Source organism: Kribbella sp. NPDC023855, from assembly GCF_040639475.1.
Taxonomy (GTDB): Bacteria; Actinomycetota; Actinomycetes; order Propionibacteriales; family Kribbellaceae; genus Kribbella.
Window position 1 is genome coordinate 24501 of the sequence record NZ_JBFAAA010000017.1, and the last position, 20767, is coordinate 45267.

Annotated in this window: 19 protein-coding genes; 3 read left to right on the forward strand and 16 right to left on the reverse strand. The window is 68.1% G+C overall.

The features are described from left to right. Positions 1-2 precede the first annotated feature (2 nt). Positions 3-908 carry a hypothetical protein gene (locus AB0F51_RS36185; protein ID WP_360287700.1) on the reverse strand — a complete coding sequence of 302 codons (906 nt, stop codon included), beginning with the start codon at positions 906-908 and terminating at the stop codon, positions 3-5. Positions 909-970: 62 nt separating this feature from the next. On the opposite strand from AB0F51_RS36185, the gene AB0F51_RS36190 reads away from it, so the two are divergent. Then, positions 971-1264, forward strand: coding sequence for a pyrophosphatase (locus tag AB0F51_RS36190; protein WP_360287702.1), 294 nt, complete (start codon positions 971-973; stop codon positions 1262-1264). A 3-nt stretch (positions 1265-1267) separates the two neighbouring features. Here the strand turns inward: AB0F51_RS36190 and AB0F51_RS36195 are convergent, their stop codons facing one another. Genes AB0F51_RS36195 through AB0F51_RS36215 form a run of 5 tightly spaced genes read right to left on the reverse strand, consistent with a single transcriptional unit; the run spans position 1268 to position 5043 of the window. Further along, positions 1268-1828, reverse strand: coding sequence for a hypothetical protein (locus AB0F51_RS36195; RefSeq protein ID WP_360287704.1), 561 nt, complete (start codon positions 1826-1828; stop codon positions 1268-1270). Further along, positions 1825-2166, reverse strand: a complete 342-nt coding sequence (locus tag AB0F51_RS36200; RefSeq protein ID WP_360287706.1) for a PadR family transcriptional regulator — start codon at positions 2164-2166, stop codon at positions 1825-1827. The genes AB0F51_RS36195 and AB0F51_RS36200 overlap by 4 nt, the downstream gene beginning before the upstream one ends. Positions 2167-2216: 50 nt before the next feature. Further along, positions 2217-3767 (reverse strand): DUF6297 family protein, encoded by a 1551-nt coding sequence (locus tag AB0F51_RS36205; protein WP_360287707.1) that lies wholly within the window; start codon positions 3765-3767, stop codon positions 2217-2219. Next, positions 3764-4405: an ABC transporter ATP-binding protein gene (locus tag AB0F51_RS36210; RefSeq protein ID WP_360287709.1), complete on the reverse strand. Its 642-nt coding sequence runs from the start codon at positions 4403-4405 to the stop codon at positions 3764-3766. The genes AB0F51_RS36205 and AB0F51_RS36210 overlap by 4 nt, the downstream gene beginning before the upstream one ends. Then, on the reverse strand, positions 4402-5043 hold the full coding sequence (locus AB0F51_RS36215) for a class I SAM-dependent methyltransferase (protein ID WP_360287711.1): 642 nt from the start codon (positions 5041-5043) through the stop codon (positions 4402-4404). The genes AB0F51_RS36210 and AB0F51_RS36215 overlap by 4 nt, the downstream gene beginning before the upstream one ends. Before the next feature lie 94 nt (positions 5044-5137). Between AB0F51_RS36215 and AB0F51_RS36220 the strand changes: the two genes are divergently transcribed. After that, on the forward strand, positions 5138-6118 hold the full coding sequence (locus tag AB0F51_RS36220) for a carbohydrate kinase family protein (RefSeq protein WP_360287713.1): 981 nt from the start codon (positions 5138-5140) through the stop codon (positions 6116-6118). An 11-nt stretch (positions 6119-6129) separates the two neighbouring features. Continuing rightward, complete coding sequence (locus AB0F51_RS36225; protein ID WP_360287715.1) at positions 6130-6993, forward strand: aldo/keto reductase; 864 nt, start codon at positions 6130-6132, stop codon at positions 6991-6993. Between the two features lie 106 nt (positions 6994-7099). Here AB0F51_RS36225 and AB0F51_RS36230 read toward each other — a convergent pair whose 3' ends face one another. The 10 genes from AB0F51_RS36230 to AB0F51_RS36275 form a co-directional block, all read right to left on the reverse strand. Then, positions 7100-7789 (reverse strand): GntR family transcriptional regulator, encoded by a 690-nt coding sequence (locus tag AB0F51_RS36230; RefSeq protein ID WP_360287717.1) that lies wholly within the window; start codon positions 7787-7789, stop codon positions 7100-7102. An 88-nt stretch (positions 7790-7877) separates the two neighbouring features. Further along, positions 7878-9158, reverse strand: a complete 1281-nt coding sequence (locus AB0F51_RS36235) for an alpha/beta fold hydrolase (protein ID WP_360287719.1) — start codon at positions 9156-9158, stop codon at positions 7878-7880. Next, positions 9155-9997, reverse strand: a complete 843-nt coding sequence (locus tag AB0F51_RS36240) for an ATP-binding cassette domain-containing protein (protein WP_360287721.1) — start codon at positions 9995-9997, stop codon at positions 9155-9157. Before AB0F51_RS36240 ends, AB0F51_RS36235 begins: the two co-directional genes overlap by 4 nt. After that, on the reverse strand, positions 9994-10827 hold the full coding sequence (locus AB0F51_RS36245) for an ABC transporter ATP-binding protein (protein WP_360287723.1): 834 nt from the start codon (positions 10825-10827) through the stop codon (positions 9994-9996). Before AB0F51_RS36245 ends, AB0F51_RS36240 begins: the two co-directional genes overlap by 4 nt. Then, positions 10824-11807: an ABC transporter permease gene (locus tag AB0F51_RS36250; RefSeq protein ID WP_360287725.1), complete on the reverse strand. Its 984-nt coding sequence runs from the start codon at positions 11805-11807 to the stop codon at positions 10824-10826. The genes AB0F51_RS36245 and AB0F51_RS36250 overlap by 4 nt, the downstream gene beginning before the upstream one ends. Next, the gene (locus tag AB0F51_RS36255) at positions 11807-12751 is read right to left on the reverse strand and encodes an ABC transporter permease (protein ID WP_360287727.1); all 945 of its coding nucleotides are present in this window, start codon (positions 12749-12751) and stop codon (positions 11807-11809) included. Before AB0F51_RS36255 ends, AB0F51_RS36250 begins: the two co-directional genes overlap by 1 nt. A 3-nt stretch (positions 12752-12754) precedes the next feature. Further along, positions 12755-14449, reverse strand: a complete 1695-nt coding sequence (locus tag AB0F51_RS36260; RefSeq protein WP_360287729.1) for an ABC transporter substrate-binding protein — start codon at positions 14447-14449, stop codon at positions 12755-12757. Positions 14450-14499: 50 nt separating this feature from the next. Beyond that, entirely contained in the window at positions 14500-16407 is a 1908-nt protein-coding gene (locus AB0F51_RS36265; RefSeq protein ID WP_360287731.1) for a beta-L-arabinofuranosidase domain-containing protein, read from the reverse strand. A gap of 123 nt (positions 16408-16530) precedes the next feature. Then, positions 16531-19056, reverse strand: coding sequence for a polynucleotide kinase-phosphatase (locus tag AB0F51_RS36270; RefSeq protein WP_360287733.1), 2526 nt, complete (start codon positions 19054-19056; stop codon positions 16531-16533). After that, complete coding sequence (locus AB0F51_RS36275) at positions 19056-20564, reverse strand: 3' terminal RNA ribose 2'-O-methyltransferase Hen1 (RefSeq protein WP_360287735.1); 1509 nt, start codon at positions 20562-20564, stop codon at positions 19056-19058. Before AB0F51_RS36275 ends, AB0F51_RS36270 begins: the two co-directional genes overlap by 1 nt. Between the last annotated feature and the right edge of the window lie 203 nt (positions 20565-20767).

The following is a 20767-nucleotide window of genomic DNA, read 5'->3' on the forward strand; positions in this document are numbered from 1 at the left end:
CCTCAACGTCCTGCCGCCTTCAGGCACCGCAGGGCGTTGAGGGTCACCAGCTCGTTCGGACCGGTGCGACCCCAGTCCACGACCTCCTGAGCGCTGGAGCCACCCGCGGGACGCCACCACTGCAGCCTGGTGTGCCACAGCCCGTCCGACTGCCGCTGGCTCTCCAGCTCGTCCAGTGCGTCGCCAGCTCGCTCGTCCTTGACCAGACCGAGCCGCGACAACACCAGCAGGGCTTGAAGGATGTCGTAGTGCCAGTACGGCGGATAGCTCGGCTGCAGCCATCGCTTGTTGATCACCTCACCCGTACCGAGGGTCCGGAACACCCGGTGCTCCAGGAACAACTCCCCAGCCCGTACTGCGGCCTCGCGCGCCGCCTCGTCGCCAGTAGCCCGCCAGTACTCGTGCAGACCCCACGCCGCCGCATGCGTCTCGTGGAACGACGACCGGTGAGCAGCAGGGTTCCTGTCGCAGTTCCAGCCCCCATCGGGCCACTGCCACTCCAGCAACCCCTCCGCCAGTCTCTGCACGCGGGGATCCTCCGCTATTCCCAGCCTGGAGCAAGCACCCAACGCATTGCCCTCGATCGACCCACAGCGACGTGCCAGGCCTTCGATGACCGGCACCTTGTAGCGCAACGAAGCCATCCGGTCAGTCAGCACTTGCTCCGCCGCCGCAACCGCTCGCGGCTCCCCAGCCGGTACTTCGAGCTCCACCAGCGAGACGATCCGCCAGTGTGCCCCCTTCCACTTCTGGTACGAACGCCGCTCCGGCGGGGCCGCCAGCAAGGCCTGCACCTTCCCACCCCGCAGTACGTCCTCACCGAACGGCCGGCCCAACAGGTCCCGGCGCGTTATCCCACGAACCGCCGGCTCCTCAGAAGCCAGCAGCCACTCCACAGCCCTGTCCATCCACCCATTCTGGCCCTCCCTGGGCTGTCGGAGCGCTGTGATTGGGTGGGCGTGTGGAGATCATGGAGTTGTCAGACCGGCTGGAGAAGTTGTCGGCTCGGTACGGGGAGCACGTCGGGTTCGAGCGGGACGGCGACTGGTTCCTGCTGAAGCTCCAGGAGGAGATCGGCGAGCTCACCCAGGCGTACCTGCAGGTCACCGGGCGGTCGCGTGCCAAGGGGAAGTCCGCCGAGGAGCTGCGGGATGCCTTTCAGCTGGAGTTCGCGGATGCGTTCTGCCAGCTGTTGCTGCTTGCGCGGCACTTCGACATCGACGTACCGCGGGAGATCGAGCGCAAGTGGTTGTCCCACGAGTGAGGGTCAGCCGCGGGTAGCTCGCTTCGGGCGCGCGTTCTGGAACAGGAGCGACACCATCGCGGTCTGGGTCACGATGATCAGCAGCCAGCCCACCCGCGCGGGCCAGACCGGGATGTCGATGGAAGGGGCGTGCTCGAGCAGGAACCCGATGAAGGCGTACCCGAACGGCCAGATCAGCGTGCCGAGGCACTTCTCCCGGGTCGTCCAGCGGTCGGAGGCCCACAGCAGCGCGACCCCGATGAGCCAGCCGCCCAGGAACAGGAAACCGCCGCAGGCCAGGAACAGCAGCGCGAACACGTCCCGGCTGCGGAGCCGCGGTGGCGCGTCGACCAGCACCAACCCGTCGGTCGCGGCCGCCACGATCTCGTCCGGCGCACCCAGCCGGGTCAGCATGTCGCGGACCTCGCCGTCGCTCACGGCACCTGCGGCTCGCGCCTCGGCGATGTGGGCGGTGACCTCGGTCAGCAGGTCGGTACGCCGTGCCTCCGGCAGCGGCTCCGCCGCCGTGGCCAGCCGGCGCAGGTAGTCGTCGACCAGCCGGTCCGCGTCGTTCTGCACGTTCATCCCTGTCTCCCTCGCCCCAGTACGGTGTCGACCGAGTTGCGGAACCTCTCCCAGTCCGCGGCGAACGCGGCCAGCGCCTGCCGTCCCTGGTCAGTGGTCTTGTAGTACCGCCGTGGCGGCCCCGAGTCCGACTCGCGCCAGGTGGTGTCCACCAGGCCCTCCCGCCGCAACCGCGCCAGCAGCGGGTAGATGGTCCCTTCGGTGGTCACCAGCCCATCGACGTCGCCGAGCTCTTTCACCAGCTCGAATCCGTAGCGCTCCTCGCCCTGCAGCAGCGCGAGCACGCAGAACTCGAGCGTGCCGCGGCGCAGCTGGGTGAAGACTCTCTCCGCTACCATGCGCTACAAGGTACCTGCGCACGCCAGCAACCGCAAAGCCGGTTGACCGCTCAGCTTTGTTTCGGTTGTACGGCGAAGAGGATCATGCCGACGATCGACGGCACGATCACCACCCACAGGTCGCTCAGGCCCAGGAGCACCGGCGCCAGGCAGATCAGCAGCAGGTCGAAGCCGCGCATCGGGGTCGAGAACAGCCCCGGCGGGATGGCTCCCATCGGCGAGGCGACGAGCGGGCCGCTGTACGACGGCGGCCGGGCCGACGCCTGCCGGACAGCCCCCGTGAGCATCCCGGCCGCAACGGCGAACGCCACGGCCGGACTCCCCAACGCCGGCTCAGCCAGCGCAGCCCACACAACAGCAAACCCGCCCGGTACTACGGACATGATCACGCGCAACTCGCGAAGGTCGAACCCCAGCGCTCGCACCAACCCACCAGACCGGCACACCGATCGCAGCCCGTCCATCAGCGGCCGCACGGCCCCGAAGCCAGCCAGCCCCGCAGCGAGGGGCACCAGTACGTCGTACCCGGTGCCGGCGACGGCGTACGGGACGACCAGCAGGGCGAAGGCGATCACCAGGCGGCGCGGCCAGCGCTGCACGCGCAGGAACTCCCGGTGGATCATCGCCACCGGCCCAGCCCCTCGGCCACGGCGCGACTTCAGGCGACCCTTCATCCGCCAGTGGCGTCCGGCAACGACGTCGGCGAGCAGGCTGACGTCCAAGGTGATAGCTGCACCGGCAAGCCCCTGAAGCAGATCACCACCAGCCACAACCGACTGCCGACTGAGCCGCCCGAGCGTGCGCCCGGCCAGCATCACCAGGACGACTGCGACCAGCATCGCCAGCACTCCGACCACCAACAGCCGGATGTCTGCGGTCGCCAGCGTCTGCTCCTCCAGCGGGCTGTACTCGGTGATGACCACGTAGCTGGTCGACTGACCAGCGACAGGCGCTGGGCGAGCGGCTAGCAGCAGCGCTGGGATTGCTGCAACAACCAGGAGGGCGTCTGCTATCCGCAGTGCCCAGCGGGTGCGGGTGGCTGTCTGTTGCGCCCAGACCGTGGTGCACGCAGTACAAAGAAGCAGGACCGTCGTCAGGATGGCCGCCTCACCCACAGTCGACCAGGCGGCGCCGAAGAGCGCCCAGCCCACTACTGCCGCCAGTGCTCCCACCACTGCAGCCACAATGACCACCAGCCGGTACGACGGACGCAGTAGCGACGCACGGTCAACCGGTGTCGCCAGTAGCCAGAACGCGGTGGCGCGGGAAGACGACACGGGCCCGATGCTCAACAGAGCTCGCAGCATCGTCGAGACGAGTAGCGGCACCAGGATGTACGGCACCGTGTCGAGCAACCAGGAACACGACCCCGACGTACAGGCTGCTGATTTCTCGTTGAGGTCCAGCAGCACGCTGGAGCCGGTGGCACCGACCATGGCCACGGCGAAGAGGATCAGGTACACGTCCTCGAACTGCTGCCAGAACGTGCGATCCGCCTTGCCCCGGCGCACCTTGCGCATCCAGCGCCGCAGCGATCGCGCCGAGGGGATCGCGCCGAAGTCCGCCGGATCGAAGACGACCGGGCCGTCCGCAGTACTCATGGCAGCGGGGTCAGGGTGACGGTCTCGTCGGCGACGGCCTCCACCAGCGCCGCGTCGTGACTGGCGAACAGGATCGACGTACCGGTCTTCTTCTCCGCCACCAGCTTGGTGGTCAGCCAGGCAACTCCCTCGGCGTCGAGGCGGGCCTCGGGCTCGTCCAGGACCAGCAACTTCCGCGGCCGGACCAGCGCCGTCGCCAGCGCGAGCCGTCGCCGCTGGCCCGAGGACAACGATCCGGGCAGTTGGTCGGCCGCGCTCAGCAGGCCGACGTCGTCGAGCACGGTGTCGACCAGGTCCTCCGGCTCGGCGTTGCCGTGGGCGCGGGCCAGCAGGTCGAGATGCTCGGCAGCGGTCAGGTCGGGGAAGAAGTCGAGGTCGTCGAGCAGCGAGGCGACATCCCGGCGTACCGACTCGGCACGTTCGTCGATCGGCGCGCCGTCCAGCAGGATCTCGCCGGCGGCCGGCTCGGTGGAGCCCACAATGCACTTGAGCACCGTGGTCTTGCCGGACCCGTTCGGGCCGACCAGGGCGATCGCCCGGCCGGCGCCGAGGGTGAAGGTGAGGTCCTCGATCACCGGGCGATCGGCGTACAGGTGCCGCAGGCCCTTCACCGCCAGCCGTGGTTGGGCCTTCGTCACCGCTTCCGGACCAGGGTGAGTCCGTCGCCGATGCCGAGGATGACCACGTCGACCCGCTGGTCCGCGGCGATGTGCGCGTTGAACTCCTTGCGGTCGACCGGGTCCTGCTCGTGCTCGCCGACCACCCGGCCGCCGGCCAGCGTGTTGTCGAACAGCAGCAGGCCGTTCGGGCGGATCTTCGGGACCAGCTGCTCGAAGTAGTCGATGTAGCCCGGCTTCTCCGCGTCCACGAAGGCGAGGTCGAACTCGCCCTCCAGCTTGGCCACCGACTCGTGCGCGTCACCGATCCGCAGGTCGATCTTGTCCGCCACACCGGCCCGCTCCCAGTACCGGCGGCCGATCGAGGTCCACTCGTCACTCACGTCGAGGCAGACCAGTTCGCCGTCGGCCGGCAGCCCGCGGGAGATCGCCAGCGCCGAGAAACCGGTGAAGGTCCCGATCTCGACCGCGCGGCGGGCCGACACCAGCCGGGTCAGCGTGGTCAGCAGCGCTGCCTGGTCCGCGGTGGTCAGCATCTCCGAGACGCCACCCAGCGACCGGGTCTCGGCGACCAGGTCGCTCGCGATCTCGTCCAGCGGCATCCCGTGCGCGACCATGTACTCGTGCAGTTCGTCGGTGACCAGAACCTGACTACCCATCGAAACCCGCCATCCTGAATGTCGTCGTTGTCTCGCCTGTAGTCTCTACGGGTTGTCCAAAGGCACGACACCCACCCCTCCGAGGAGACCTCGTATGCGCATCGCCGTCGCCGGATCGATCGCGACCGACATCCTGATGACCTTCCCCGGACGCTTCAAGGACCAGTTCCTCGAAGAGCAGATGCACAAGGTGTCGCTGTCGTTCCTGGTCGACGAACTGGTCGTGCACCGCGGCGGGGTGGCCGCCAACATCTGCTACGGCATGGCCCAGCTCGGCCGGCCGTCGCTCCTGGTCGGCTCGGTCGGGTCGGACTTCGCGGAGTACGGCGCCGCGCTGGCCGCCGCCGGCGTCGACATCTCGCACGTCCGGATCTGCGAGAACGTGCACACCGCCCGCTTCACCTGTACGACGGACCTGGACGCCAACCAGATCGCTTCGTTCTACACCGGCGCGATGGCGGAGGCGCGGGAGATCGACCTCGGCGCGCTCCACGCCGCGACCGGCGGGATCGACCTGGTGCTGATCGGCGCCGACGACCCGGACGGCATGCTGCGGCACACCAAGCTGGCCAAGGCGAACGGCATCGCGGTGGCCGCCGACCCGTCCCAGCAGCTGGCCCGGATGGACGGCGAGCCGATCCGCGAGCTGATCGACGGCGCGACATACCTGTTCAGCAACGAGTACGAGTCCGGCCTGATGGTCCAGAAGACCGGCTGGAGCCACGACGAGATCCTGTCCCGGGTCGGCGTCCGGGTGACCACGCACGGTGGCGACGGCGTGGTGATCGAGAACGCCGACGGAATCCTGGCGAAGGTCCCGGCCGTACCGACCCCCGGCCTGGTCGACCCGACCGGCGGCGGCGACGCCTTCCGCGCGGGCTACCTCACCGCCCGCGTAGCCAACCTCGACCACGAAGCCGCCGCCCAGGTCGGCTGCACCCTCGCCACCACAGTCCTCGAAACAGTCGGCACCCAGGAATACACCCTCAACCGCCCCGCCTTCCTCGCCCGCCTAGCCTCCGCCTACGGCGACGACGCAGCAGCAAAGGCAGCCTCTACGCTCAACCTGGGCTGAAGGAGATCGCTATGACTGAAGTTGTTGCGGCGGCGGCTGGGGAGTTTTCGGTCGGTGGGGACCTGACGGTTCGGCGGCTTGGGTACGGGACTATGCAGTTGCCGGGGGCTGGGGTTTGGGGGGAGTCGGCGGATCCGGAGGGGGCGGTTCGGGTTTTGCGGCGGGCGGTGGAGTTGGGGGTCAACTTCATTGATACGGCCGATGCTTATGGGCCGTTTACTGCGGATTTGTTGCTGAAGAAGGCGTTGCATCCGTACGCCGATGATCTGGTGATCGCCACCAAGGCGGGCTTTACCCGGAGTGGGCCGGGGAAGTGGGCTCCGGTGGGGCGGCCGGAGTATTTGCGGCAGGCTGTTGAGTTGAGTCTTCGGCATCTGGGGCTGGAGCGGATCGATTTGCTGCAACTGCACCGGATTGATCCCAAGGTGCCGGTGGCTGATCAGGTTGGTGAGTTGGCGAAGATGCAGGCGGAGGGGAAGATCCGGCACATCGGGCTTTCCCAGGTCAGCGTCGAAAAGATCGAGGAAGCGGCCAAGACCGCTCCGATCGTGTCGGTGCAGAACCTCTACAACCTGAGTCAGCGCAATGACGAGCCGGTTCTCGAGTACGCCGAGCAGAACAACCTCGCCTTCATTCCGTGGTTCCCCTTGGCCACGGGCGACCTCGCGAAAACCGGCGGCCCGCTCGACGCGATCGCCAAGGAGCACGGGGCGAGCCCGTCGCAGCTCGCGCTGGCGTGGCTGCTCAAGCGCTCCCCCGTGATGCTCCCGATCCCCGGCACCTCCTCGGTCGCGCACCTGGAGGACAACGTGGCAGCCGCGAAGCTCGAGCTCACCGACGAAGAGTTCAACCGCCTCACCGAAGCAGTCAGCTGACCCGACGGGCCGCGCCTCACCGAAGCAGTCAGCTGACCCGACGGCCGGCGCCTCACCGCGGCGGTCAGCTGACGCCGACGGCTGGCGACTCAACAGGCTAGCGGGCTCAGGACTCCGGTTGGGGGTGGCCGGCCCAGAGGCCTCGGACGTGGCCTATGTGGCGGAGCATGAGTTGTTCGGCGCCGGTGGCGTCGCGGGCGGCCACCAGGTCGACCAGCTCGTGGTGTTCGGCGGCCGACTGGACCAGGCGGCCGCTCTTCACCAGTGGGGTCAGGCCGAGCAGCCTGGTCTGTGACCGCAGGTCGGACACGACGTCCACGAGCCGCGGGTTGCCGCTGTACGCGAGCAGGGTGACGTGGAAGACCCGGTCCGCCTCGATGTAGTCGACCAGGTTGCCCGCCTCGGCCGCGACCACGATGTCCTCAGCCAGCTCCCGCAGCCTGGGGATGTCCGCGTCCGGAATGAGCGGTACGACGTCGCGCACGGTCGGCGGCTCGATCAGCAGCCGCAGCTTGGTGACGTTGTCGAGGTCCTCGTCCGACATCTCGGTCACCCGGAAGCCCTTGTTGGGCAGCGAGATGACCAGGCCCTCCTTGACCAGGTCGAGCATCGCCTCGCGCACCGGCGTGGCCGACACCCCGAACTTCGCCCCGAGCATCGGCGCGGAGTACACGGTGCCGGGCTCCATCTCACCGGAGATGACGGCGGCTCGCAGGGCGTGGGCCACGCTGTCGCGCAGGTTCTCCCGCTTCAGCCTGCGAACGCTCGGCAGCGGCTGGACCGAATCCGCACTCATCCCGTAGAGCCCCCACTCGTGGTCGACACGGCCACATTGTCGGCCATGACGTGCCCGGGAGCGAATCTCCCGGGCTCCGGCGAGCCGGTCAGACTCCGCCGCCGACGGATCGGACCAGCTCGGTCAGATGGGTGAACACCCGGTCGGACAGCCGCAGTCCGTCGTGCTCGAACTCGTTGGTCACCCACGGCCGCAGGTTCCCGACCCGCCCAGCCGTCTCCAGCTGCAGCCCTGAGTCGACGTACATGTCGTCGAAGTACACCGCAGCCACCACCGGTACGTCGTTCGCTGCCAGCCGGTCGAGGTCGTACAGCTCGCTCCACTCGGTGCGGGCCGCCAGCAGCTCCGCGGCTGCCCGGAACGGACGCAGTACGCGGATCTCCTCGAACATCCAGGGGTAGATCATCTCGCCGGTGAACAGCAGCGGCCTGGCGGTCTCCGCGAACTGCGGGTGAGCCGCCCGCTCCCGCTCCGCCGCCCACCCGGTCGCACCTGGACCCGACCCGTAGCAGGCCTCCTGCAACGCGGCGAACAGCGGACCGTCGGCGTACGAGCTCAAGCTCATCACCTGGCTCAGGAACGTGTCCGACAGCTCGTCGCCGGCGAACGCCTCGTCGACCAGCCAGTGGATCCGCTCGTACCCGGGCTTCATCCCGAAGTCGATCCCGAGCGACTGGAACCGGCGGACCGTCAGCAGGTCGCCGTCCGGCAGCCGTACGTCGCCGGCCGCGAGCCGGTCCGCGATCGCCGCCACCCGCTCGACGTTGTGCGGGTACCGCTGGTAGAACTCCCGATTCTTGGTCTCCACCCGCGGATACGTCCGCCGGTAAACCTCTGCCGCATCGGGCGTCACCGAGGGGAGCCCGCCGGTCACATAGCAGGCCGTCAGCGCCTCGGGAGCCCGCGACAGGTAGGCCATGGTGATGAAGCCGCCATAGCTCTGCCCCAGCGTCGACCACTTCGCACCGCCGAACACAGTACTGCGCAGGTGCTCGGCGTCGGCCACGATCGAGTCGGCCCGGAAGCACGCCAGGTAGTCAGCCGCTTCCTGCGCCGACGCGAAGGAGTCCATCCGCCGCCCAGTGACCGGCGTACTGCGACCCGTACCGCGCTGGTCGAGCAGGACGACCCGATAGCGCTTCAACGCCTCCCCTATCCAGCCGGACGGGTCAAGCGGCCGGGGCGACTTGCCACCGGGTCCACCCTGCAGGAAGAGCAGGCAGGGCAACTCCTCGTGCTGGCGCATAGGGTCCACCAGCTCGCGGGCGAAGACCGTGATCCGCCGCGGATCGCTGTCGTCCCACCAGTTCAGCGGGACCTCCACCGAGTGCTCGCGGACGTGCATACCGGGAATCGTGTAGCTGGTCATCTGCTCGCCATCCGTTCCTGTTCGCGCAACCGCCGCTTGCGGTCCCATTCCGGGTTGATCCGCGGAACCGCCGCCAGCAGCGTCTTGGTGTACTCGTCCTGGGGCCGGTCGAAGACCTCGTCCCGCGACCCCAGCTCCACGATTCTGCCCTTGTTCATCACCGCGACCCGCTGCGCGATCTGCCGGACGACGGCCAGATCGTGCGCGATGAAGATGTAGCTGAACCCGCTCTCCCGTTGCAACCGGACCAGCAGCTCGAGGATCTGCGCCTGGATCGAGACGTCCAGCGCCGACACCGCCTCGTCGCAGATCACCAGCTTCGGGCCGACCGCGAGCGCCCGGGCGATCCCGATCCGCTGCGCCTGGCCGCCGGAGAACTGCGACGGGTACCGCGAGGAGTGGTCCGGGTTCAGCCCGACCCGCTCCATCAGCTCCTTGGTGAAAGCCCGCCCGCCACCCTTGGGCGCGATGCCCTGGTAGGCCAACGGCGCGGTGACGATCCGCTCCACCGTGTACCGCGGGTTCAGCGACGAGAACGGGTCCTGGAACACCACCTGTACGTCGTTGCGGAATCGCGCCAACTGCTTCCCGGAAGCACGAGTGATGTCCTCGTCCTCGAACTCCAACGTGCCGCTGGTCGGATCGAGCAACCGGGCGGCGATCCGGGCGGTGGTCGACTTCCCACTGCCCGACTCCCCCACGATCGCCAGCGTCTCCCCCAGTTCGACGTCGAAGCTGACCCGGTCCACCGCCGTGAACGGCACCTTGGGCGCCAGCAACCCGCCTTGGCCCCGAGTGACGAACTGCTTGGTCACATCCTTGACCCGCAACAGACTCACGCCGGCACCTCCCCGGCGGCGGCCTCGACGGCCGGTACCAGATCGTCGATCCGCGGTACTGCGTCGAGCAGTGCGCGGGTGTACTCGTGCTGCGGATCGGAGAAGATCTGCTCGGCCGTGCCGTACTCCACCGCGTTGCCCTCACACATCACCAGCACCCGCCGCGCGATCGAACTGATCACCGCCAGGTCGTGCGTGATGAAGATCAGGCCGGTACCGGTCTCGCGCTGCAACTCGGCCAGCAGCTTCAGGATCTGCGCCTGGACGGTCACGTCGAGTGCGGTGGTCGGTTCGTCCGCGATCAGCAGTGCGGGCGAGCAGCACAAGGCCATCGCGATCATGATGCGCTGCCGCTGACCCCCGGAGAACTGATGCGGGTAGTGGTCGATCCGGCGGCCCGGGTCGGGGATGTGGACCCGCTCGAGCGCCTCGATCGCGACCCGGCGGGCCTCGCGACGGGAGCCGCCCCGATGCGCCCGGTAGCCCTCCTCGATCTGCAATCCGACGGTGTAGTAGGGATTCAGCGCCGACAGCGGGTCCTGGAAGACCATCGAGATCTCGTTGCCGCGGATACTGCGTAGCTCCGCCTCGGATCGGCCCAGCAACTCCTGACCGTCCAGCCGGATGCTCCCCGTCGTACGAGCGCCTGGTGGCAGCAGGCCGAGCACGGCCAGTGAAGTCATCGACTTCCCGGAACCAGACTCGCCGACGATCCCGACCGTGTCGTCCCGGTCGACGGTGAACGAGACGTTCTTCACAACGTCGACCGGGCCGCGGCTGGTGGGCAGCGTGACGGTGAGATCCTCCACCACGAACAGTGCTTCGCTCATGCTGTCGTGATCCTCACTCTCGGGTCGAGGGCGGTGTAGACGAGGTCCACCACCACGTTGCCGACGACAACGAAGAAGGCGGCCAGCAGGGTGACCGCCATGATCACCGGCTGGTCGTTCTTCGCGATCGAGTCGGCGGCCAGCTTGCCGATCCCGTTCAGGCCGAACACCGTCTCGGTGATCAGCGCGCCGCCGAGCAGTCCGGCGAAGTCCATCCCGAAGATGGTCGTGATCGGGGTCAGCGCCGGCCGGAGCGCGTGCCTGCGCAGGATCAGCGAGCGGTGCAGCCCTTTCGCCCGGGCGGTCCGGACGAAGTTCTCGGCCAGGGTGTCGATCACGTTGGCCCGGGTCAGCCGGGCGTACAGGCAGGCGTAGCCGATCGCCAGCACGGTCCACGGCATCAGGTAGGACTCGAACCACAGCGCCGGGTTGTCACCGAACGCCGGTGCCGACGGGAAGGGCAGAACCTGAAGCTTGACGACCAGGACGTACTGCAGAACGAGCGCGAGCACGTAGTTCGGAACGCTGACTCCGGTCAAGGCCAGGGCCATCGCGCTCCGATCCCACCAGGTTCCTTGCTTGACCGCGCTGATCAGCCCACCGACCACTCCGGCGAGCAGCCACAGGACGGCCGCGCCGACCGCGACCGTAATGCTCACCGGGAGGCGGGAAGTGATCATCGACCAGACCGGCTCGTTGGTCTGGAAGCTGTAGCCGAGACAGGGTGCCGAGCAGTGCGCCGTACCGTAGTTGCGGCCGGCAAAGATTCCTTGCAGGAACTCCCAGAACTGGGTCAGCAGTGGCTGGTTGAGACCGAGCACGGTGCGGATCGAGTCGATCCGGTCCGGCGTACAGGTCTTGCCGCAGATCATCACCGCGGGGTCCGGCGAGAGCTTGAAGAAGATCAGATAGGTGAACAGGCAGACGGCGAGCAGGATCAGCAGTACGCCGCCCAGCCGGCCGATCACGTACCGCGTCATCAGACCGCCTCCCCGGCGTCGATCAGCGAGCGGATCTTGTCGCCGAGCACGGTCAGCGACAGCACCGTGAGGAACAGGAACGCACCGGGGATCGCGAAGAACATCGGATCCACCGAGTACCAGCTCACCGAGCTCGAGATCATCTGGCCCCAGGACGCGGTCGGCGGCGTCACGCCGACCCCGAGGAACGACAGGCCGGCCTCCGTCCCGATGTAGCCCGGTACTGCGAGCGTCGACATCACGATGATCGAGCCGCGCAGGTTCGGCAGGATCTCCCGGAACACCAGCGCCAGGTTCTTCGCCCCGGACGCGCGGGCCGCCTCGACGAACTCACGGTTGGCCAGCGTCATCGTCTGACCGCGGATCACCCGGGCCAGGTACGGCCAGCCGAACGCGCTGATCACCACCACCAGCAGCACGGGACGGTTCCCGGCCGGCAGCGAGGACAGGATCGCGATCATGAAGATCAGCGCCGGGAACGCCATCAGGAAGTCCATCAGCCGCGAGATCAACTGGTCGACCCAGCCGCGGTAGAACCCGGCCAGCATGCCGAGGACGACACCCAGTACGCCGGTCAGCACGGTGGCCGAGATCGCGATCGTGATCGAGACCCGGGCGCCGTACACGATCCGGGCGAACAGATCGCGCCCGTTCTGCGGCTCGACACCGAACCAGTGCTCATCGCTGACACCACCGAGCGCTCCGTGCGGCACCCCGCCGAGGGCGGAGTCGATCGCGCTGGAGTCGAACTCGTACGGTCCCCAGCCACTGAGCTTGGTGATCAGCGGCGCGAACGCGGCCATCAGGACGACGACCAGCAGGAACGCCAGGCACAGCAGCGCTGCCTTGTCGCGGGCGAGTCGGGCCAGGATCGGCCGGGCCTGGGGGCCACCGGTGGTGGCCCCCAGCTCCTCGACCTCGAGCAGGGTCGGGCTCGTCGACATCGGCTACTTCCCGGCGTCCGTCAGACCGACCGAGACCAGGTCGATGCCACCGGAGAAGCCGTCGTGCAGGTAGGCGCCGGCGATGTTGCTACCGACAACGATCAGCACCTTCTCGTACAGCAGCGGCACCATCGGGGCGAGCTTCATGATCTGCTTGTCCAGCTCGCCGTACGCCGCGTTGGCAGCCGTGACGTCCTTCATCGCCGCGATCTCGTCGATCTTCGCGTTCACCGCCGGGTCGTTCAGCTGGGACAGGTTCCCGTTGCCCTTGGCGGTGATGTTGCGGCCGTCGAACAGCGGCGGCAGGAAGGTCGCACCCGACGGCCAGTCCGGGCACCAGCCGGTGATCGCCGCGTCGTGCTGCTGCGACGGCGTACCGATCACCTCGTAGTACGTGGAGGTGTCGATGATGTTGATCTTGACCGTGATCTTCAACGGCGCCAGGGCCTGCTGGATCGCCACCGCCATCGCCTGCATCTTCGGCTGGGCGCGGGTATCGAGAGTGAAAGTGAAGCCGTCGGCCTGACCGGCCTCGGCGAGCAGCTTGCGCGCGGCCTCGATGTCACCCTTGCCGTCCGGGCTCGGGTACGGGTTGTAGTCCACCCGGCCGACCACGGTCGGCGGCTGGATGCTGGTGGCGAGCTCGGCCAGGGTCGAACCGCCGACCGCGTCCCGCACGGTCTGCTTGTTCACGGCGAAGTTGATCGCCTGCCGGACCTTCACATCGTTCAGCGGCTTCTTCGTGGTGTTCAGCCCCATGTACGTCGTACAGCCGCCGAGGCCGGTCAGCGTCCGTTGCTTCAGCTGGGGCGTCTGCACCCGGGCCACCGAGGCGGCCTGGATGGTGCCCGCGATGGCATTGGCGTCGGTGCCCTGACCGGCGATCATCCGCTCGTCGATCGTGGCCGCGTCCAGCCCGAAGGTCCACTGGAACCCGTCCGGCTTCGCCGCGCGGACCGAGTCGGTCTTGACGTCCCACTTGTCGTTGCGGACCAGCTTCAGCGCCGCACCCGGCTTGTACTCCGCCACCTTGTACGGACCCGACGCGATCGGCTTGCTGTCGAGCGAGGTCCCGGCGCCGGCACCCTTGGGGACCGGGACGAACGTGTTCTGCGCGACCACGCTGCCGAAGTCGGCGTACGGCTTCTTCAGATGGAACACGATGGTCTTCGCGTCCGGCGTCTCGATGGTCGGCAGCTCGCCCGACTTGTACGGACCCTGGTAGCTCGCGGGCGCGGCGATGATCTGCTTCGCGTACGGCGAGCCGATGCCGATCTCCGGATCCCAGGCCCGGGAGACTCCGAACTTCACGTCCGCGCTGGTGATCGGCGCGCCGGTCTCGAAGGTCACGCCGTCCTTCAGCGTGAACGTCCAGGTCTTGCCGCCGTCAGTCGGCTTGCCGGTGTCCGTCGCGAGGTCGGGCACGATCTTCGTCCCCTCCGCGCCGGGCGCGGCCCCCTGCGTGGTCAGCGTGCGGTAGATCAGCCGGTAGAAGTTGTTCACCCCGCCGTCGAAACCGCGGACCGGGTCGAGGTGCGAGAACCCGGCGTTGGCGAGGACCTGGACGGTCCCGCCGGTGGCGGCGGGACCGCCGGGACCGGCGGAGTTCTTGGCCGCGCCGGTCGCGTTCCCCGAGCAGGCGGTCAGTGCGAGTGAGCCGGACAGCAGGAGTCCTGCCAGCATCGTCGATCGTTTCATCGGCACTTCTTCCGGTTCGCGGGCTCGACGAGCCCCGGGTGGTTGGTGAGTCAGGCCTGGCGCAACCAGACGCGCATCGCCTGCGCCCTGCGGTTGCCCCAGAGGAAGTACGGGACGAAGGTGGCCGTCACCTCGCTGTCCGGGCTGCTGACGGCGGGCTGTTCCCGTAGTACGGGGTAGAGGTCGGTGGGTGGCGTTGGGGCCACACCCGCTGTGACCGCGAGCGCGATGGCACCCGGCGCGATCGGGCTCTTGGTGGTCCGAGCAGCTGTGACGGAGGCGACGTCGAGGAGCAGGTCGTCGACCGGAGCCTCGGTGTCTTGTTGCTCGAGGCAATAGACAAGGGGGCCGCGGGCAACGGCGATCCCGCCTCGGGTGGCGTCGAGGTACGGGTGGGAGCCGTGGGCGCGGGCCGGCATCCGTAGTACCAGCTGGAGTTCGTCGCCGGCGGTGAAGACGTGGGTCACGGTCAGCCAGCCGTCCTCGGCCGTGGCGTCGGCCGGGGTGCCGTTGACCACGAGCTCTGTTTCGTCAGCCCAGCTGGGGATGCGCAGGGCGAGAGTCTGCTCGCTGTCCGGCGCGTGCTCGACGGTGATCCGGATCTCGCCGTCCCACGGGTAGCTGGTCCGCATCTGGACGGCGAAAGCGCCGGTGTCGACGCGCGCATCGGCGTACAGGCCGAGGTAGAGCGTGTCGGTTCGCTGCGCTGCCACATAGTCCTGCAGTTGCGCCATCCAGCGGACGACGTTCGGCGGGCAGCAGGGGCAGCCGAACCAGGACCGCCGCAGCGGCTCGCCGCCGTTCTCCGCGCCACTGCGCTGCTCGTGATCGGGGCGGCGTTGCAGCGGGTTGTCGTAGAAGAACGCGGCACCGTCGAGCGAAAGTCCAACGGCATAAGCGTTGTAGAGGACCGTCTCGAAGACATCCAGGTACTTCGCGGCGCCGGTGGCGAGGAACATCCGCCACCCCCACTGCATGGTCGCAATCGCGGCGCAGGTCTCACTGTAGGAGCGTTCGGACGGCAGCTCGTACCGGTCGCCGATCGCCTCGTCGGAGTGCCTACTGCCGAGGCCGCCGGTCAGGTAGAGCTTGGTCGCGACCATGTCGTCCCAGAGCCGCTCCAACGCGGCCAGCAGCGTCTCGTCGCCCGTCTCCAGGTGGACGTCCGCTGCGCCTGCGGCGAGATAGGCCATCCGTACTGCGTGGCCGATGACCGACGGGAGTTCGCGGAAAGGCGCGTTCTCCTGGAAGTACTCGGCGGGCATGAGGGCGTACTTGAGATGGCCGTGACCCCGCCGGTCCACGAACAGCTGGGCTTGCGTGAGGTAATCACGGTTGCCGGTTTCGCGGTACAGCTCGACCAGGGCCATCTCGACCTCGGGGTGACCGCACACCGCCTCCGTCCCCTCGGCGCCGAACTTCTGGACCACCAGGTCGGCGAAGCGGCACGCGATGGTGAGGAGTCTGGCGTCGTCCAACTGACGGTTCGCCGCGACGGCTGCCTGGATCAGGTGACCGAGGTTGTACAGCTCGTGGCCCCAGGCAAGGTCTTCCCACGGCTTCTTGGCCTGGTCGGGGTCCTGGAAGTACGAGTTGAGGTAGCCGTCGTCGGCCTGGGCCTGCTCGAGAAGCTCGACGGCTTCCTCGAAGAAGGCCCGCGCGTCGGCCGGCTCGCCGTCGCCGCCGAGCTCGTAGGCGAGGCCTTCGAGCGTCTTGTAGATGTCCGTGTCGAGGAACGGGTAGCGGCCGCGGTACGGCTCGGCGGTGGGCTCGAGCAGGCGGCGCAGGTTGTCGAGGTTTCCCGCCTTGCGGAGCTCGGTGATCGCGTGCGGGATGGTCGCGGACCGGTTCCGGCGCTGCCAGTCGGCCAGCAGGCCGCCGGTCAGCTGTACCGCGTCGGTGGCCAGCGGCTGGACCGCGCCCGCGCTGGTTCGGACCGCCCCAGGTCGGCTTCTCATCGGATTCCTCACAGTGCCGTGTGACATTGCACAGACCCTAGAGGGAAAACCTTTGCCTTGACAAGCACTTCTGAAAAACGAGCTAGCCCGGGGCGCCCGCTGGGCGGCCCGGGCTTCCCCCGGCTAGAGGCGGGGGTCGACCGGTTCGGACTCGAGGGCGAGGACGGCGAAGACGCATTCGTGGATGCGCCAGAGTGGTTCGCCGCGGGCGGCTCGTTCGAGGGCTTCCAGGCCTACGGCGTACTCGCGGAGGGCGAGGGACCGCTTGTGGCCGAGCTTGCGGTCACGCAGCCGGGAGAAGTTCTCCGGCTCGGTGTAGTCCGGGCCGTAGATGATCCGCAGGTACTCCTGCCCGCGGACCTTCAACCCCGGCTGCGCCAACCCCTTCGCGGTTCGAACCAGGTTGGCCGCGGGCTTCACCACCATGCCCTCTCCCCCAGCGCTGGTCAGCTCCTCCCACCACTCGATCCCGGCATCCCAGGTCTCCAGGTCGACAAACAGCCGACGGGTCGGCGCAACCAGAGAGGGGCCGGCGGCAACCAATCGGTCGGCCACTGCGAGATGCCAGGCGTGCGGCTTCTCCTGGTACGTCGCGCCCTCCGACGCCAGCAGCTGGAACGGCGCCAACTGCACCCCGCCCAGCCCGTCGGTCGGCCAGCAGTACCGCCGGTACGCCGCACTGAAGAGCTCCACGTTCGCAGTACGGCGTTGAGCGCGCGCGAGCAACGCGGAGACATCAAGGCCTGCTGCTGCAGCGGATTCCAGGGCAACTGTTGCGGCAGGCAACGAAGCTCGCGCGGCCGCACCGACAGCGGCGTACTGGTTGCGGAGCAGCTCACCTGCCTTCGCGCTCCACGGCAACAGCTCCGCGTCCAGCAGCAACCACGAGGTGTCCAGCTCGTCGAAAAGGCCGGCTTCTTCGACGACCGAACGCAGCCGGAGGAGCAACTCGTCCGTCAGTGTCGCGTCGAAGAACGAGCGTCCGGTTCGGGTGTGAACGGCTCCTCGCCCAGCGAGCCCGAACCGCTTCTCGGCGACGTCGTCATCGCGGGTCAGCAGTACGACGGCCCGTGAGCCCATGTGCTTCTCTTCGCACACCAACTCGGTGACGCCCTGCGCCTTGTACGCCTCGAACGCCTGCGCCGGGTGCTCCAGCAGTCCGGGCAGCGGCGAGGTCGCGACCGGGCTCATCGTCGGCGGCAAGTAGAGCAGGAACCGCGGGTCGATCGCGAAGCGGCTCATCACCTCCAGCGCCGCACCGGCTTGCTCCGCGCGGACACTGATCCGGCCGTGGGTCGCGGTCTCGATCACGCGCCGGCCGACCACGTCGGTGATGTCGAGGACATCCGGCTCCCGCTCAGGTGCGGCCGGCACGTGGAGCGGCTTGGCCGGCTTGTAGTACTGCTCGGCTGCCTCGACCTGGACCAGCTCGCGCTCGGGATAGCGCAGCGCGGTCAGCGAACCGCCGAACACGCAGCCGGTGTCGAGGCAGATCGTGTTGTTGATCCACTCCGGTTCCGGCGTGGGCGTGTGACCGTAGACGACCATCGCGCGACCGCGGTACTCGTTGGCCCAGGGGTAGCGGATCGGCAGGCCGAACTCGTCGGTCTCACCGGTGGTTTCGCCGTACAGGCAGAACGAGCGGACGCGACCCGACGTACGGCCGTGCATGCGCTCGACCAGGCCGGCGTGCGAGACGACCAGGTTGCCACCGTCGAAGACGTAGTGCGAGATGAGCCCGTCGATGAAGGTCGCGACCTCCGCGCGGAACTCCTCCGGCTCGGCTGCGAGCTGCTCCAGCGACTCGGCCAGACCGTGGTTGATCCGCACCTTCTTGCCGCGCATCGAGCGGAGCAGCTTGTCCTCGTGGTTGCCGGTCACGCAGTAGGCGTTGCCTGCGGCAACCATGCCCATCACCAGGCGCAGTACGCCGGGGGTGTCCGGGCCGCGGTCGACGAGGTCGCCGACGAAGATCGCGCGTCGGGTGGCGTGCTCGGCGTTGATCGGGCGGCCGTGCTCGTCACGGGTGAGGGTGTAGTCGAGGGTCGTGAGCAGCTGCTCCAGCTCGGCCCGGCAACCGTGGATGTCGCCGATGATGTCGAACGGGCCGGTCTGGTCGGTGAGGTCGTTGAACAGCCGGGTGCGTTCGATGCCGGCGGCATCGATCTCCTCGACCGAGGAGAGCACGTGGACGGCGCGGAAACCCTCACGTTTAAGGCTTTTCAGGCCGCGTCGCAGTTGCGACCGCTGCCGGATCACCACTTGTTTGCCGAACTGCCGGTCCGGGCGCAGGTCGTTGCGCGCCACGCAGACCTGCTCGGGCGGATCGAGAACGATTGCCACCGGCAACACGTCGTGCTCGCGGGCGAGCGCTACCAGCTCTTTGCGTGCTTCCGGCTGCACGTTGGTCGCATCGATCACGGTCAGTCGGCCCGCGGCGAGGCGCTTGCCGGCGACGAAGTTCAGGACCTCGAAGGCGTCCTTGGTGGCAGCCTGGTTGTTCTCGTCGTCCGAGACGAGTCCGCGGCAGACGTCGCTGGAGATCACCTCGGTGCCGAGGAAGTGCTTGCGCGCGAAGGTCGACTTGCCCGAACCGCTGGCGCCGACCAGCACGACCAGACTCAGCGCCGGTACGTCGATGGTCGCCATCAGACGGCCTCCTTCCGCCGGAACAACGCAAGCTGCGTCGGCGGACCCACCTCGGGGTCATCGGGTCCGACCGGGCGGAACTCCACGGAGTACCCGTACGACGTACAGACCGACTCCGCCCAGGTCTGGAACTCGATCCGCGTCCACTCGAACCGGTGGTCGGGATGCCGGAACTCCCCGGCAGGCAACGTCTCGAACCGCACGTTGTACTCCGAGTTCGGCGTAGTCACCACCACCGCCCCCGGCCGAGCGGCGCCGAACACCGCCTTCGCCAACGCGGGCAACCGCGGTGGGTCAACGTGCTCAACAACCTCCATCAACACCGCGGCGTCCAGCCCGGCCAAGCGCGCATCGGCATACGTCACCGAAGACTGAAACAACCGAAGCCGCTCCCGCTGCCGATCAGACATCTCCCCCACATGCAGTCGCCGCTCAGCAAACCCGAGCGCCCGCGAAGAAACATCGGTAGCCACCACCTGGTCATACCGCCCATCCTTCAACAACTCCCCCACAAGCACCCCTTCCCCACACCCCAAATCCCCCACCCGCCGACCACCAACTTCACGCAGCACCTCCAACACGGCCTCCCGCCGCTGCACGCCAAGCGAAAGCGGCGCTGCATCGCCAGCGATGCCAGCGGGCGTCTCGGGAGAGGTCGAGGGATTGGGTGGGGCACCCGCAGCGGCCACGGTCGGGTCAGCCGAGGCGGGGAGGTTGTCGCCTACCTCGGTGGCGGGCTCTTCGTGGAGGAGGTCGCCGTCTGCCTCGGCCATCCGTTCGAGGGCTGTGTCCGTGAGGTTGCGGCGGTGGGCGAGGTAGCGGCGGGAGATCAGTGCTTTTTCGGGGTGGTTGGCGAGCCAGCCTTCGCCGGCTCGGATGAGTTTGTCGATCTCGTCGGTGCCGACCCAGTAGTGCTTGGTGTCGTCCAGGACCGGGAGGAGGACGTACAGGTGGTTGAGGGCGTCGGCCAACCGGAGTACGCCCGTCAGGTGGAGGTCGACATAGCGCGAATCACCCCAGGACGGAATCTCCGGGTCAAGCGCGATCGGCCGAGCATCAACGCTCCAACCGAGCGGCTCGAAGAAGCGACCGGCCAGCGCGACACCGCCCCGGCACGGGAGGGCAGGGATGTGGATTTCCAGCGGGATCGACTGGGCCGCCAACTCAGGACGTGCGTCGCAGCGGCCGTTCATCGCAGTACGGAAGAGTTTTCCGAGCGCGACCGCCAGCAGACTCGACGCGGCGTACGGGCGATCGTTCACGTACTGCCCGAGCGTGAACCCCTCCGCGGCGCGCCCTTTCCCCGAGCGGACCAGCGCGATCGGGTCCACCTCGAGCAGCACCGCCGCGGTACAGCGCTCCGCCGTCGCCTCCGGGTACACCACATGCGCCACCCCACCGGCGACCTCCACCGACTGAGGTCGCGCCGGGTTCTTGTGCAAAAGGAATCCGAGATCGGTCGCGGGAACTTCGGCGCCGGTGGAGCGGGTGGCGATCGTCAGGAACACTTCGCCATTCGACCACGCCAACCGTCCATTCAGTGCCTGATTTGTCAGGAGCTGAGCGCCCCGCGAGCGTCAAACCGCAGCGAAGTTCGAGACACGCCCGATGACCCCTGGCGTGTCCGGCCGGTTGGTTCTACCTTGATTTGCAGTGAATGAGTCGCTACAGACCGTCCTTCCCCGCTGACAGTCCGTACCGGTCCCCGGTT